General features: G+C 51.5%; 11 protein-coding genes, 1 pseudogene and 1 riboswitch. Of the genes and pseudogenes, 8 read left to right on the forward strand and 4 right to left on the reverse strand.

All coding sequences use genetic code 11. From position 1 onward, the window contains the following. Positions 1-55: 55 nt before the first annotated feature. Positions 56-1,948 carry a diguanylate cyclase gene (locus MWU62_RS10930; protein ID WP_247114868.1) on the forward strand — a complete coding sequence of 631 codons (1,893 nt, stop codon included), beginning with the start codon at positions 56-58 and terminating at the stop codon, positions 1,946-1,948. Here MWU62_RS10930 and MWU62_RS10935 read toward each other — a convergent pair. Continuing rightward, the gene (locus tag MWU62_RS10935; protein WP_247114869.1) at positions 1,945-3,393 is read right to left on the reverse strand and encodes an amidase; all 1,449 of its coding nucleotides are present in this window, start codon (positions 3,391-3,393) and stop codon (positions 1,945-1,947) included. The two genes, MWU62_RS10930 and MWU62_RS10935, sit on opposite strands and share 4 nt — an antisense overlap. Before the next feature lie 107 nt (positions 3,394-3,500). After that, the gene (gene djlA, locus MWU62_RS10940) at positions 3,501-4,277 is read right to left on the reverse strand and encodes a co-chaperone DjlA (protein ID WP_247114870.1); all 777 of its coding nucleotides are present in this window, start codon (positions 4,275-4,277) and stop codon (positions 3,501-3,503) included. Between the two features lie 143 nt (positions 4,278-4,420). Here djlA and alkB point away from each other — a divergent pair, with 143 nt between their 5' ends. Next, positions 4,421-5,071: a DNA oxidative demethylase AlkB gene (gene alkB, locus MWU62_RS10945; RefSeq protein WP_247114871.1), complete on the forward strand. Its 651-nt coding sequence runs from the start codon at positions 4,421-4,423 to the stop codon at positions 5,069-5,071. Positions 5,072-5,096: 25 nt separating this feature from the next. Here alkB and MWU62_RS10950 read toward each other — a convergent pair whose 3' ends face one another. Then, entirely contained in the window at positions 5,097-6,377 is a 1,281-nt protein-coding gene (locus MWU62_RS10950; protein WP_247114872.1) for an MgtC/SapB family protein, read from the reverse strand. A 194-nt stretch (positions 6,378-6,571) separates the two neighbouring features. Between MWU62_RS10950 and MWU62_RS10955 the strand changes: the two genes are divergently transcribed. The 6 genes and pseudogenes from MWU62_RS10955 (at position 6,572) to MWU62_RS10980 (ending at position 13,494) form a co-directional block, all read left to right on the forward strand. Then, positions 6,572-8,059, forward strand: a complete 1,488-nt coding sequence (locus tag MWU62_RS10955) for a SulP family inorganic anion transporter (protein ID WP_247114873.1) — start codon at positions 6,572-6,574, stop codon at positions 8,057-8,059. 1 nt (position 8,060) lies between these two features. Continuing rightward, positions 8,061-8,954, forward strand: coding sequence for a universal stress protein (locus tag MWU62_RS10960; protein WP_247114875.1), 894 nt, complete (start codon positions 8,061-8,063; stop codon positions 8,952-8,954). Between the two features lie 347 nt (positions 8,955-9,301). Continuing rightward, positions 9,302-10,393 (forward strand): DUF2156 domain-containing protein, encoded by a 1,092-nt coding sequence (locus tag MWU62_RS10965; RefSeq protein WP_247114876.1) that lies wholly within the window; start codon positions 9,302-9,304, stop codon positions 10,391-10,393. Between the two features lie 73 nt (positions 10,394-10,466). Continuing rightward, positions 10,467-10,672, forward strand: a riboswitch (cobalamin riboswitch). A gap of 164 nt (positions 10,673-10,836) precedes the next feature. Further along, positions 10,837-12,549 (forward strand): annotated as a pseudogene (locus MWU62_RS10970) (ribonucleoside triphosphate reductase); the annotation flags it as partial. Between the two features lie 92 nt (positions 12,550-12,641). Continuing rightward, positions 12,642-12,788 (forward strand): anaerobic ribonucleoside-triphosphate reductase, encoded by a 147-nt coding sequence (gene nrdD / locus MWU62_RS10975; protein ID WP_247114877.1) that lies wholly within the window; start codon positions 12,642-12,644, stop codon positions 12,786-12,788. A gap of 1 nt (position 12,789) precedes the next feature. Continuing rightward, positions 12,790-13,494 carry an anaerobic ribonucleoside-triphosphate reductase activating protein gene (locus tag MWU62_RS10980; protein ID WP_247114878.1) on the forward strand — a complete coding sequence of 235 codons (705 nt, stop codon included), beginning with the start codon at positions 12,790-12,792 and terminating at the stop codon, positions 13,492-13,494. A gap of 41 nt (positions 13,495-13,535) precedes the next feature. Here MWU62_RS10980 and MWU62_RS10985 read toward each other — a convergent pair whose 3' ends face one another. After that, entirely contained in the window at positions 13,536-15,602 is a 2,067-nt protein-coding gene (locus MWU62_RS10985; RefSeq protein WP_247114880.1) for a TonB-dependent receptor, read from the reverse strand. Positions 15,603-15,712 lie beyond the last annotated feature (110 nt).

Raw genomic sequence — 15,712 nt, forward strand, 5'->3', positions numbered from 1 at the left:
TACTTCTAGCACAACGTTAAGTTACATATAGGTCTGCGTAAAATCGGAGCTGGTTTTGCAAAAACATTTTGGGCTGTTGTGCATATTCATTTTACTGTTTATGTCCGTGTCGGCATTCTCTGCTGATCAGGAGGCCATGTGGGGAAAACACTCTACGCGCATGGAATTGGCCAGCTACGTCGACTATTGGCAAGAGCCAGCAGTAGGGCGCGCAGGTATTTCCGAAATTACTCGTTTGGGTAGCGATGTCTGGACTCGTAATGGCAGTGATAGCGTCAATCTCGGCTATGGTCAGCACGTTTACTGGTTTCGGATGGGGCTGGAGAATGTCACTGGCAGCGAAGCCAATACGTTTCTTGAGATAGGTTATCCGGTCCTCGACCACATCGAAGTATATATCAACCCGAGCCAACAGTTAGAAGAGCCGCTGATTTTGGGCGATAAACAGCCCTTTTATGACAGACCAATTTTGCATCGCAATTTTGTTGTACCCATCACTCTTGCTCCCAAAGAGAAAACTACGATTTACCTTCGTGTAAAAACCACCAGCTCTATGCAGGTTCCACTGACGCTGTGGAATCAAAATGCATTCTATTCAGTAGAGCAGGCTCGGAGCATGTTTGAAGGGCTTTATTACGGCATTGTTCTGGTCATGATTCTGTATAACCTGTTTGTGTTTCTAGCAGTCGGGGAGCGTAGTTTCCTTCATTATGTTGGGTTCATGGTTGCTATGCCGCTATTCCTCTCCAGCTTCCACGGAGTGGCGTTTCAGTATCTTTGGCCGGAAGCAACCTGGTGGAATGACCAATCTATTATCGTTTTTCTCAGCTTAGTGGTGCTGTTCGGAGGAATCTTCACGATCAAATTTATCAACGTTACCCGAGAAAACCACCCTGTGCTAAACCCGTGGACGCAGGGTATTGTAATAGCCGCAGGGTTGATGGCTGTCAGTGGCTTTTTGATACCTTATAAATACCTAATTCTACCAACAATATTAGTGGCCTCTGTCGGCTGCTCAACCTTGTTGTTACTGAGTATTGTCCGGTGGGTTAAAAAAGATCCGGCCGCCCGGTACTACACGCTGGCTTGGGTGTTCGTGCTGTCTGGCGGGCTTGTACTGGCGCTCAGCAAGTTTACGCTGCTGCCCAGCAACCTGCTGACGGAGAATGCTACTCAGGTTGGCTCTGCCCTTGGTGTTATCTTGCTGTCCATTGCCCTGGCAGATCGTCTAAACAAAGACAAGAAGCGAGTTTTTGAGGCCCAACAAGGGCTTTTGCGCGAGGAGCGCAAGGCTCGGGTTGCTCAGGCGAAAACTTTGGAAATACAACGAGAAGCCAACGCGTTGCTTGAAGAGAGAGTGCAAGAGCGTACTCGCGATCTTGAGCGGTTGAACTCGCAACTGTTGGAGTTGAGCTCAACTGACGCGTTAACAGAGCTTAAAAATCGCGGTCACTTTGACAGAGAGTTTCAGTCTGCGGTGGTGCATGCCTACCGGCACCAAGAGCCCCTTTCACTTTTGTTACTCGACATTGATTACTTCAAACAATTTAACGATAACCATGGCCACTTGGTGGGAGATGATTGCCTGAAGATGGTCGCTCAATGTGTGCGGCAGCTGGTAACGCGGCCTCAGGATCTGGCTGCACGTTATGGTGGTGAAGAGTTTGTTGTACTGCTGCCCAACACGCCACATAAAGGCGCCGTTGACGTTGCGGAGCGAATTCGTAAAGCCGTTGAAAAGATGGCTTTTCCGCTGTCGGGGCAAACACTTCATCTTACGATCAGTGTGGGTGTGTGTTCAGAGCTACCTGCCAGCGCAGACGCCACTGAAGCGCTTTTCAGCAAAGCAGATGAAGCTTTGTATCAGGCCAAAGCCAACGGGCGTAATTGTGTGGTGGCTTGGTCCGCGTCCAGCGAGGACGCAGCCACAGCTAACGTTCAGGCCTAGCCCATCGGTGCGGCCCAAGGTGAGTATTCAGACTCTAGAGCAAACGCCAGTTCCAGTAGTGTGCGCTCATCGCCGTGTTTGCCCATGAGCTGTACTGAAATTGGCAGATTGTCGGGCGTCATGGCCATGGGAATGGACAGAGCGGGCGAGCCGGTAACATTGGCTAGCGGTGTAAAATTCGCGTATCGGGTAAGGCGATCAAACAGTACATCGAAAGGTACTTTAGGGGTGAGATGACCCAGCTTAGGAGTGGTGTGCCCCAATGTTGGTGTCAGCACCGCATCAAAGTCTGTTATGGCATTGGCGTATTCGAATCTGGCACGGCGCAAACGCCATAGAACCGCAGGCATCCGATAAAAGCCTCGCTTGAACATTTTGTCTAGGCCCTGAGTGAGGCCGTCTACCCGTCGCTTGTCGAAATCCGGGTGAATCATCTTGCGACCGTTCATCTTCATTCCGAAGGCCAGCAATCCCCAGTACAGGGCAAAATCATCAGGGAAGCTTGAATTCACCGGAGTATCAACAGACTCCACAACGTGCCCCTGAGCTTCCAGTTTGCGGGCAGTCGCTTCTACGGTGCGTCGCGTCATGTCATCGGTCTTGTGGCCGTTGATGGAATCGATGACCAGGCCAATTTTCAGCCGTTTGTCCGATGAGCCTTCCACTCTGCCAATGGCTGGCAGCTTGGGGTTGCGTAAATACCGCTCTGCTTGATAGAAAAAGTTCGCGGTATCCCTAACTGAACGGGAAACCACACCGTCACTAAGAATATCGACGGGTAGTGAATGTGAGGCATCGTTCAAAATAAGCCGGCCACGAGTTGGCTTCAGGCCTATCAGTCCGCAGACAGCCGCTGGAATTCGAATGGAACCGCCACCATCGTTAGCATGGGCAATAGGAACAGCTCCGCTCGCTACCAATGCAGCCGCGCCGCCCGAAGAGGCGCCGCTGGAGTAGGCCAGATTCCATGGGTTGCGGGTAGGTGCGTCATGAACCGGCTCGGTAGAAGCATTGAACCCGAACTCCGGCATGGTGGATTTGCCAAGACACAAAAAGCCCTGAGCCAGCATCTGTTGTGCGAAAGGGCTCGTGTGATCTACCGGGCGCCCCTCAGGCACCGAGGCTGAACCCTGACGTGTTGGCATGCCCTCGACATTCGTGTTGTCCTTAATAAAAGTAGGCACACCAGTGAAAAATGGTGCATCTGCTAGGCTTTTCTCTTTATCCAGCTTTGCCGCAGCCTCAAGCATCTGCTGATAGCGCTCTGCAGCAACCCCGTGAACCAGTGGTTCGGCTTTTTGCAATCGGTCAATGGCTGCCTGGGTTACCTCGGTAACGGACACCTCCCGGTTGCGGATGCGCCCTGCGAGGGCGGTCGCATCGTCGTTGCCAAGGGCATCGTTGGTGAACGTATTGGCAGTTTGCGGGGAATCAGAAACTGGCATTCGAGGCTTCTCCGTTATGGTTTGCGGCAGCTCAATTTCAAGCAACTTAATGGAGTGTCACTTTACTCGAACGCAAAACCTGAGGACATGTCATTTCAGGTATGAGTTCACAAGCTATTTCCCCGTGATTCCTTGATCACATCATAAGCATGGGTGATTTCCTGTGTACGTTCTTCTGCCATTTCACGCATGCTTTCCGGAAGACCCCGCCCGGCAAGCTTATCTGGATGGTTCTCGCTCATTAGCTTGCGGTACACCTTTTTCAGCTCTGCATCGCTGATTGATGGAGAAACTCCAAGAACTTTATAGGCATCGTCGGTTTGTTGTGCGGTAGATCGTTGGCCGCCAGTCTGGCCCGCGTGCGCGCCACGTAACATGGCTTCCAGCTGATCTACTTGGCTTTCAGGTAGGCCAAGGCCGCGAGCAACACGAACAAGCATCTCATGCTCTGCTGGATGAACAACACCGTCGGCCGCAACTGCGGAAACTTGCACCTGTAGAAACATCTGTAGGAAAGCAGGCTGGCCACCGCTGATGGTCAAAAAGTGGTTCAGTTCGGCATCCAGATCAAAACCATCGGCTTTACCACGGCTGAAGGCAGCTTTCGCCGTCGCCCGCTGAGCTTCGTTTAACCGAAAGCGCACGAACATGGCTTCTGCCATTTGGATTTCGTCTTTCGAAACAACGCCATCGGCTTTGCACAGGGCGCCCATAACCGCAAACACAGATTCAATAAAGCCCGATTGAATGTTCTGGAGTTTTCCAATCAGGCGGGTTTTCAGCCGGTTAAGCAAAAATGCGCCAAGAGCGGCCCCCACAAGAAAGCCGGGGAATTTGCCAAAGGCGTAACCAATCAAACCACCAATGATCATTGCAAACAGCATTAAAGCGTCCTTTAGGAATTATGGATAAGGCTACAGAATATACGTGTTTTTCGGCGGATCTTCATGAACAGGCTTTCATTCAGGCCATCTGTTTTTATTAGGGCTTGTATGCGGGCCTGTTTTTTGTGATAAACATACCATTTATGACGCTTGACCTGTTCGCAGACCTACCTATTGAAGCCTTCACCGAGCACCTCTCGGAAGGTGCACTTGTGCTTAGGCAGTTTGCCACGACACAGGCGCATGATCTGCTGAATGAAATTAGCCAGATAATAGCCTTAGCGCCTTTTCGACACATGACTACACCCGGCGGACACAGTATGTCTGCGGCCATGAGTTGTTGTGGAAGTTACGGCTGGGTGACCGATGCGCGAGGGTATCGCTATCAGCGGGAAGACCCCAGTTCTGGCAAACCTTGGCCGGTAATGCCCTCTGCCTTTGCCAATTTGGCCCAATCAGCTGCCCAGAAAGCGGGCTACGCCGATTTCATCCCGGATTCCTGCCTTATCAATCGGTATAAGCCCGGTGCAAAAATGGGGCTGCATCAGGACAAAAACGAGCGCGATTTCACCCAGCCGATTGTGTCTGTGTCGCTTGGCTTGCCTCAAGTGTTTCATTTCGGAGGGCTGGTGCGCAGTGAGCGGCCAAGAAGTATTCCGCTCAGCCATGGCGATGTGGTGGTCTGGGGTGGGCCGTCACGATTGCGTTATCACGGTGTGCTCACGCTCAAGGCAGGAGAACACCCGTTGACTGGCTCTTACCGATATAATCTCACGTTCCGCTGTGCCGGTTAACAATTTGTGATTCAGGCAACTTTGGTTATTGAAACCCTGCTACCAAAAGCCCCGCTGCCAGTGATAGCAGCATAGGTCCGGCGACATAAAACCCGATTTTGCGGTTGCCGATCACCCAAGCCATGCCAGACTTAACCAGATTGTTGGTGGCCGCAGCAATAACAATACCGATAACAGCTGCATCCATTGCTAGACCGTTGTTCGACATGCGGGTGAGCGATAAGGTGATGGCGTCTACATCAGCAATGCCTGAGGTGGCCGCCAACATATAGATACCGGTATCTCCCAGCCAGTTCTTCAAGAAATCGCCCAATAGCAGAATAGCCGTTAGCAACATGCCGAAAACCAAAGCGGACTTCAGGTCTAAAGGATTCTGGTTAAGTGTTGGCTGGCTAACCTGAGCTGTGCCGGAGTTTCTGCGCCATATAATGATTGCCGGTATATAGAGCAGCATTGTCATAACGGCTACAGGCCCGACCAGACTTGGCAACAACTCCCGGTTGATAATGAAACAGTACACCAGAATGCGGGGGAACATGGTGCCGCAGGCAATCAGAATGCCTGTAGCAAATTGGGCATTCAGTTCCGGGTGTCTGTCAGCCTGACGGGCAAAGTGCAGGGTGAGGGCAGTGGAAGAACTCAAGCCCGCAAACAGGCTGGTAAAAAGGATACCTTTGCTGGTGCCTGCCATTCGCATGGCAAAATAACCCACGAAAGAGATGGATGCGATCATTACCACCATCCACCAAATCTCACGGGGGTTTAGCACGCCACCAGGGCCCAATTGTTCGTTGGGCAGTAAGGGCAGCATTACAACCGAAATAACCAGAAGTTTGAGTGCTGCATCTAATTCGTGGGCTTGAAGCTTGTGCACCCAGCCGTGAATTTCATTTTTGTTATCGAGAATAATGGCTGTTATTACTGCAGCGGATGTTGCCATCACCGGGTCGACGGCCACCGCTATGGCACCAAAGCAGAAGGTGAGCACCATGCTCACCATGCCGGTGATGCTGAAGTTACGAATATGATCGAGTCGCTCGCTGTAAGCCACAATCGCCATTGCGACCACGCTGAGTAGAAGAACAGGAAATGCCCATACAGTAACCTCCTGCGCCAGCACTGCAGAAATGCCGCCCAGAAGACCAATAAGAGAGAAGGTGCGAATACCGGCTATGCGCTCGCCGGATTTTTGTTCGCGCGATCCCCAGCCCCGCTCCAAACCTATGATCGCGCCCAGTAGAAGGGCTACGGCAAGGTTAAATGTGGTCTGGTTTGCGATAAGAAACTGGGATGCAACATCGTCCATGAACGAATGAAACTCCTTTCGGGTGTAGGTGTTGCCGGGATAATAACAGCCAGCAAGGCTTGGAGGACAGGCGCCCTTACGCCGGAACCCGTATTTTGATAGAATTCGCGCCCTTTATTTTGCCGTAATCCGCAATTCAAGCAACGGCAATCCTATCCCCATTAAACAGTGCAGTTACCCGGGTACCCAGAGCTATGTTAAATACAATGAAAGCCGAATGGTTTTCCAATATTAAGGGCGATTTGCTCGCCGGGATCGTGGTTGCCCTTGCGTTGATTCCGGAAGCAATTGCTTTTTCGATCATCGCAGGCGTCGATCCCAAAGTAGGGCTATATGCCTCGTTTTGTATTGCCGTGATCATTGCTTTTGTGGGTGGTCGCCCGGGCATGATCTCAGCGGCAACCGGTGCTATGGCGTTGCTGATGGTAACGCTGGTTAAGGAGCATGGCCTCGAATACCTGATGGCGGCAACCCTGTTAACCGGTGTAATCCAAATTCTGGCCGGTTGGCTGAAGCTCGGTAGCCTAATGCGATTTGTATCGCGCTCGGTGGTAACTGGTTTTGTGAATGCTCTGGCTATCCTAATCTTTATGGCGCAGCTGCCCGAACTAACGAACGTAACCTGGCATGTTTACGCCATGACAGCGGCCGGGCTGGGTATTATTTACCTGTTCCCCCATGTGCCGATGCTGGGCAAATTGCTGCCCTCGCCACTGATTTGCATTGTGGCGCTGACTATTGTTGCGGTGTTGTTCAATATAGACGTGCGCACGGTGGGTGATATGGGCGAACTGCCCGATACACTGCCCATATTCCTCTGGCCTGACGTGCCGCTGAACCTTGAAACCCTGATGATTATCCTGCCGTACTCTATTCCACTGGCCGTGGTGGGCTTACTGGAATCTATGATGACTGCCACCATTGTGGATGATTTGACCGACACGGAGAGTGACCGCAACCGCGAATGCCGGGGGCAGGGCATTGCCAACATCGGGTCTGGCCTGTTCGGTGGTATGGCTGGCTGCGCGATGATTGGGCAATCGGTTATCAACGTAAAATCTGGTGGGCGCGGTCGGCTTTCTACGTTCACCGCAGGTGTGTTCCTGATGGTGATGATTGTGGTGTTGGACGACATATTGGTGCAGATTCCCATGGCTGCTTTGGTTGCAGTTATGATCATGGTGTCTATCGGTACCTTCTCTTGGGAGTCTATCCGCAATCTGAAAACCCACCCTCTCTCCACCAATATCGTTATGCTGGTCACCGTGTGCGTGGTGGTTGTAACTCACAATCTCGCGCTTGGTGTGTTTGCCGGTGTTCTACTCGCCGCGCTGTTTTTCGCCAACAAAATCGGGCACTTTATGGAAGTGCAGTCCACTTTGGATGAAGAATCGGGCACCCGCACCTATAAGGTTATGGGTCAGGTATTTTTTAGCTCATCGGAAAAATTTCTTGCGGCCTTTGATTTCCGCGAAGTGGTCGATAAAGTGGTTATAGATGTGAGTCGTGCCCATTTTTGGGACATTACTGCTGTGGGCGCGCTCGACAAAGTAGTCATCAAGTTCCGTCGAGACGGTGCAGAGGTGGAGGTGATAGGTATGAATCAGGCCAGCGCTACCATCGTCGACCGTTTTGGTGTGCACGATAAGCCGGAAGGCATTGATCAGCTGATGGGCCATTAATATGCAAGATACAAACGTAAATTCCCAAGCAACCGAGCAGGATGCGTTGCACGTTGTGGCTTGTGTGGATGGCTCCCGCGCAGCGCCAGCGGTATGTGATTATGCGGCCTGGGCAAGCAAGCATATGGGGTCACCGCTAACGCTCCTGCATGTACTCGATGAAGAACGTTATCCGTCAGAGCCAGACCTTGCTGGCAACATTGGCTTGGGTAGTCGTGAACATCTGCTGGATGAATTGGCGCAGCTGGATCGTAAACGCGCCAAATTGGCGCTGGAGCACGGGAACCATTTGTTGGATGAGGCCGCCCATAGGTTGCAGAATGCCGGTGTTAGCGCGATCAAAAAGCGCCAGCGCCACGGTGATTTAACCGAATCCCTACTCGCCATTGAAGATGAAACACGATTAGTTGTGATGGGCTTACACGGCGAAAGCAGTTCGGATCGGGAGACTCGCGTTGGCAGCCAACTCGAAACCGTAATCCGCAGTGTACATAGGCCGATTTTACTAGTGCCAGACGAATTTTCAACGCCGCGCACGGCCATGCTCGCGTTCGACGGCAGTGCCACAGCGTTTAGAGGCGTAGAACTCTTGGCTGGCAGCCCGGTACTCAAAGGCATGCCCTTGCACCTAGTGATGGTCGGGTCAGACACTAAAGAGCATTGGGGCCAGCTGGAGAAGGCGAAGCTGATGCTGGCAACGATTGATGCTGATATCACGCTTACCATACTGGCTGGCGATGTGGAGCAGGCTCTGCACAGGTATCAGGAAAAGCACGGTATCGACATCACCGTTATGGGTGCCTACGGCCACTCCCGTATTCGCCAGTTCTTTGTTGGCAGCACTACTACAAATATGCTGAGAACAGCAGAAAAACCGCTGGTTATTCTTCGTTAGTTCACCTTGATGGTTTTGAGCTTGTTAAGGCTCGATGAGGATTGGCGTGCCATCACTTACTGCGCGCCAAATCTCCTCAACTATTCAACTGCGAGCAAAGCAAAACCTCTAAGCCTAAAAGGATTGTCTGACAATTAATTTTCCCATTAAAACAGCAGGTTGCGTGAGTTTTGTGATAAGCGTCATGCTTGTCGAGTAAACTGGCTGCGCAAGTTCACAGTTTCCACTAATAACTCTCCGTTAATTCGTAACAGCATGTAACTTGGGTTCTGTCTGCAGGTAAGGCTCTATCGATAGGTCGGTATTTATAGTGTTACCGGCCGAGTACTTTCGCAAGGAGAATTCAGATGGCCCATGCACCCTCCCCGGATGCCGGGATTCGATATCGAGAACATTTGGCCCAAGGCTCCAGTCAGGAGCTGATGAAGCGTTATGGGCGCCAGTCCAGCGCCTATTTTACGCTACAGTCAGGCGCTGAACGGTTTGGTATTGAGGGTGTAGGGTTTGTGGCTTATGCACCGGTCAGAACACTTCTGGGCAGAGTGAATGTGGTGTTTGCCAACCCTGTGTGTGCCGATCAGAGCCGGCGCGGGCTCTTGCGAGAATTCTTGAACAATGTACCAGGGCGTGCTCTTTTTGTGGGTATTGACGGTGGCGCAGCAGAGGATCTTCGGGCGTTGGGGCACACCATCAATGAAATGGGTACAGAATTTTCATTTCGCATTCCCAGTTTCAGTGTAGCGGGCAAGAACAAGAAACAACTGCGGCATGCGGCCAACCTTGGGAAACGTCAAAACCTAACAGTTATTGAACAGACCGAAGATGAAGCCGACCTGACTAGCGCCTTGCGCATCTCTGAGGCTTGGCGGCGGAACAAAGTGGTGAAGCAGCGGGAGCTTCGGTTACTGACACGCCCGCCGGAGTTTGGCGATGAGTGGGGCGTGCGCAAGTTCTACTGCTATCAGGAAGGTCGTTTGTTGGGGTATGTGTTTTTTGACCCGTTCTTTCAGGATGGCAAGGTTATTGGTTATACCGCCAATGTTTTGCGGCAAGATACCGGCAACAGCCCCAGCGGATTATTGGATTACATTATTCTGGAAGCTATGAAGGTTTTTGAGACGGAAGGCGTTGAGCAAATCTCTCTCGGTATTTCTCCGGTTTATAACGTTCAACCTTGCCCGGGTGATAGCAAATTGGTGCGTAGTGTTTGCCGTTTGTTGTACGAGAAAGGCAACAGATTTTATGCTTTCAAGGCATTGAGTTATCACAAATCTCGTTACCGTGCGAACGAAACTAAGTGGTTTATGGCTTATAAGGATACACCGGTACTGACCATGCTTTGGACGGTTCTCCGGGGTACCGGCATTCTGGGGCGCCCACCTCTGATTACTGGCGGTACCGAACGGCACCCCAATGTTCCTGTTTCGGTAACACTCTGACTGCTGAAACAAGCCCAAGAGCTACCTTAAGGTGTTAATCATATATTTCTATTGCGACTTATTTTTTTGGCGTATATAGTGATCGTGTCTTGGCTTTCCACTATATGTTGTGTTTTGTGGTGGGGAATCCGGTGAGACTCCGGAGCTGACGCGCAGCGGTATTGGGGAACAAACGTGGCAATGAAGACACTGGTGAAAACCGGGAAGTCGCCACGTAAGGCAGAGCTGAAAGGTTCACGCCCCTGAGTCCGAAGACCAGCCAAGACACTCAACACTGCACCTTCGCGACTCAGGGTAAACAGTTGGCAAGTTACACGGGGCAACTATCCGTTGGATAACCCTATGTGAACGGCCTCCTGTGTATGCGAAGGGAATATACCTGACGCGATACCAGGAGTCGTAACATGCCAGCTTTCCCCGCAACCCCCGAGCCAGTTGAACCTTCGTTACTGGATATCTCGGCAACCGTCAGCGAATATCTCCAACGAAGCGATTGGCGAGTCAATGCCAATGCCAATCAGGGCTACTCTCTGGGTGGCCTGATTCTGAACACTGCCGGAAAAGTCATCGCCAACTATTGGCTTAATGATGTCTATACACAAGCCATCGGTCAGGCGCACCGTGAGGCAGACCTTCATATACACGATCTAGATATGTTGAGTGGCTACTGTGCTGGCTGGTCGCTGCGTACCTTATTGCATGAAGGCCTTAACGGCGTGCCCGGTAAGGTGGAGTCAGCACCCCCGAAGCACTTATCGAGCGCCATCGGCCAGATGGTAAACTTCTTGGGTACGCTGCAAAACGAATGGGCCGGAGCTCAAGCCTTCAGCTCTTTCGATACCTACTTGGCACCTTTTATCCGCAAGGATAATCTGGATTACGAAACAGTACGCCAGTGCATTCAAGAGTTTGTTTACAACCTCAACGTGCCTTCACGCTGGGGCACCCAAACGCCCTTTACCAACATCACCTTTGATTGGGTTTGCCCGGAGGATCTACGAGAGCAGATACCGGTCATTGCCGGTGAAGAGATGCCTTTTAGCTACGGTGATCTGCAGTTAGAAATGGATCTGATCAACCGAGCCTACATTGAGGTGATGGCTGCTGGAGACAGTAAAAATCGGGTATTCACTTTCCCGATTCCTACCTACAACATTACTCGGGATTTTGACTGGGAATCTGAAAATGCCCAGCGCCTGTTTGAAATGACAGCCCGATACGGTCTGCCGTACTTTCAAAATTTCCTCAACTCAGATCTTGAACCCAGCATGGTTCGCTCTATGTGTTGCCGCCTGCAACTGGACCTGAGAGAACTTCTAAAGCGTGGCAACGGTTTGTTTGGTTCAGCAGAACAAACGGGATCTCTCGGCGTGGTAACGATTAACTGTGCCCGGCTGGGGTATTTATACAAAGGCCGCAAGCAGGCGCTATATGCCCGGTTAGATGAACTGATGGCGTTGGCACGGGATAGTCTGGAAACAAAGCGCGAGACTATCAGTCAGCATATGGCCGAGGGGTTACTGCCCTATAGTCAACGTTATTTGGGTACTTTACGGAATCATTTTTCTACCATTGGAGTGAATGGTCTAAACGAAATGATTCGAAATTATTCGGGCGACCGCGAGGACATTGCTACCGAGTGGGGCAGAGAGTTTGCGCTGGAATTGTTGGATCACGTTCGGGATCGAATGAAGGAGTTTCAAGAACAGACCGGCAACCTTTACAACCTTGAAGCAACCCCGGCAGAAGGCACCACCTATCGCTTTGCCAAGGAAGACCAAAAACGCTTTCCGAACATTCTGCAGGCGGGAACGCATGATGCACCTTATTACACCAATTCCAGTCAACTGCCCGTAGGTTTTACTGATGACCCGTTTGAAGCGCTGAACCTGCAGGATGAGCTGCAAACACGCTACACCGGCGGCACGGTTTTACACCTCTATATGCGCGAACGTATCAGTGATGCGGCCACCTGTGGCCGGTTTGTTCGGCGTGTCTTGGAAAATTATCGACTGCCGTATATCACGGTAACGCCCACATTCTCCATTTGCCCTGTGCATGGCTATCTCAACGGCGAGCACGAGTTCTGTCCCAAATGTGATGAGTTGCTGATGGCGGGCAAGAATACGCAAATGGCTGCTGCAGCTATTGCCTGAATTTCGGAGCACCGCTCCGGTATAGACGGTGGGTCGCTACGAGCAAAGCAACCTACCGAATTTCCCAGAGAAGTAAATGTAAAGGAGATGTTATGGAAAACCAGAAGCTACCCAACGAGAATCAACGCCAACGCTGTGAAGTATGGACGCGGGTTATGGGCTACCACCGCCCTGTTTCTGCCTTTAACAAAGGCAAGCAATCAGAACACCACGAACGTACTCATTTTAGGGAGCGTTGATATGCTTGCGGATAACTTGGTAATAGGCGGTATGACAGCCTTTTCTACCGTTGATTATCCGCAACATCTGGCGACAACCCTGTTTCTACAGGGTTGTCCCTGGCGTTGCCATTATTGCCACAATCCGCACTTCATTCCGTTAAAACCGGTGGATGGCGCACCTACATGGCAAAGGGTTTGTAGCCACCTTAAGCGGCGCAAAGGGTTGCTAGATGCCGTGGTATTCAGCGGGGGAGAGCCCACGATTCAGAAAGCACTGTTACCCGCTCTGCAGCAAACCCGGGATATGGGGTTTCGGAACGGGCTTCACACGGGGGCGCCCAGTGTAAAATCGCTCCGCCCGTTATTGCCATGGCTGGATTGGGTAGGCTTGGATATCAAAGCACTGCCTTCAGGGTACCAACCCGTAACTACTTGTAGCCGCTCAGGTATAGATAGCTGGGCCGCCATTGATGCGTTGATGGACTCAGAGGTTAGTTTTGAATGCCGAATGACGTGGCATAGCGCTCTGCACAGTATTGAGCAGGTGTTGGAAATCAGCGAACAATTGGCAAACAGGGGGGTAAGGCGGTTCTCAGTACAAGTGGCCCGTACCGCACAAATGCTGAATCCAACGTTGGGGGAGAGCTATATCGCGACACCTGACATCGAAAAACTCCGGTATGCGTTAGCGGCCATATCAGAGGAGTTTGATGTGCGGGCTTGATTCAGGGCTCCAGCTTTCGGAGCCCTTTGGCGTTGTCTGAGTTAAAAATTACTCTCAAGTCTTGCAACAAGACCTCTGCCAGGTGACAGAATGTCACCGTCAGTAAGGTGAGCTCGATACTGTTTGTCCAGCAGGTTGTTGCCTTCTAAGGTGACTTTGAGGTTGTTCAAATTGCCTATTGAATCAAAGTTCCACCCTAGCGTTATATCCACGGTCGCGTAGCCGGGCGTGGTGGTTTCTGTATTGTTAGAGAAGGTATCTGCAGTTCTATCCTGTTCTGCTACCGCACGAACCTGGCCGTGCCAATTGAATCCCGGGCGGGATTGCTGGCCTACGCCAAGGGTCAATTCTGGAGCGGGCATCTGGTATAACGGCTCATTGTCCTGTTTGTTTTCACCTCGAAGCCAGGTGAGGCTGCCGTCGATATCGATAGATGGTGCTGTGCTGACCATTGCCTCTAGAGGCATGATGAAACCAGCTTCCGCCCCGTAAATTGTTACTTCATCCAGATTTTCCGTTTGTTTTATCGGCAGGTTGTTGGCCGGGTTGTTGGTACCCGTTACTCGGCCCGCGATGTAGTCATCAATTCGGGTATAAAATACCGCAAGCTGATACTCACCAAAGCGACCACGGCCCTTGAGGCCAATCTCTGCACTGGTGGATTTTTCCGGGTCGAGTTGGGGGTTCCCTTTGTGGAAATAGCCGTCGCCACGGGATGCGTCTTCAAAACGCTCCCGCATATCTGGGGCTCGGTAGGCTGTCCCTACTGAGATGAAGGGGTTGACCATAGCGCTCAGGTTGTAGATGGCGCCGGTTGACCAGGAAAGGGTTTCGGCACTGCTTTCCAAGCCGGTCGTTCGCGCGCCCGGGCCGTTGCCCACTATTCGGGCATCGCCAGTAACTTTGTCATATCGGGCACCGAATTGAATGTTCCAGTTGCCTATCGCTATATCGTCTTGAACAAACACGCCTTGGCTTTGTATTTCCCCATCTCGAAATGGTGAGTTGGACATGGCTGTGTTCGACATCGGTGGGTTGTAGGTAAAACGTGCAGGGTCTGCCGTCATCTCCCAGACCTCCAGCCCAACAGTAACCAGATGGGCATTGCCAAGGGGCATTCTATACTGCGCTTTTGCACCATCGGTATCAAAGCTGACGTCGTTCCACACCTGATTTCTATCTTTAAAATCCCAAAATGCTCTTATCTGCCGCTCAACATTCTGTTGATAAATACTGGCTTCCAGTGTTCCTGGCCCGATTGAGCCTTCGTAGCCTAGCTCAGTCAGGGTTCTGGTCTGTTTGGGGGAGTGAATTATGAGTGTGCCATTACCGCCAGGACCCGCTTTTGCCGAGCCGGGGTACCAGACATCACGATCCTCGTGTTTTTGCAGGTTCAGGGTCAGCTTTTGATCATCGCTGAGCCTATAGGCGTACTTGGCGAGAAAGGACTCCGAGCGGTAACCGCTTTTATCGACATTACCGGCTGGGGTTTCGTAGTCGTCTACATCTTTAACGGCTGCTCCGAGAACCAGACCATGATCTTTGCTTGAGAGTTTAACTAGGGCTCCGCCAGCAAGGCTGCTGTCTACCGTTCCCGTGCTACCAGAGAGTCGGCCGTGAACCTCTTCAGTCTCTGAGAATGTCGCTTCCGGAGTGCGCAGGTTTATAGCGCCACCAAGGGCCCCTGTACCATGCTGAACAGAGCCAGGCCCTTTAACTACCTCAACACTATCCAACAGACTCATGGCCGCAAGAGACGCAATGGCACCTTGAGGTTGGGCTGAATTAAGTCGTACGCCGTCTATCAGCATAACAACGCTTTCTTTTTTTAACCCACGAATGACCGGATTACCGCCCCAGGCGCCACCGTCGCCCTGAACGGCAAGGCCAGGTTTTCCTCTAAACAAATCACCAGCGGTTTTCGCTGCGGCTACTTCATCAGTCGCCAGTTTTTCTACAGTGCTGGCCGTTTCGAGAGTGTCAGACTCGTATCCTTTCGCCGTGACGACGAGTTCATTTAGTTGTGCTGGCTGTGAGAATGCTGGTACCGCGAAGGTTGTAGTGGATGACACTAAAGCAATGGCAATGCTCAATCGGCTGGGGGTCATGAAAGCTCCGAGGATGATGTGTGTAATACGCAAATAAAAACCATTATCAATAATAATCTAAGTGCAAATGAATATCATTTGAGTTTTATCAAGTAATCATGGGAAAGTAA

Origin of the sequence: Marinobacter sp. S6332, assembly GCF_023016045.1 — a bacterium.
Lineage (GTDB): Bacteria > Pseudomonadota > Gammaproteobacteria > Pseudomonadales > Oleiphilaceae > Marinobacter.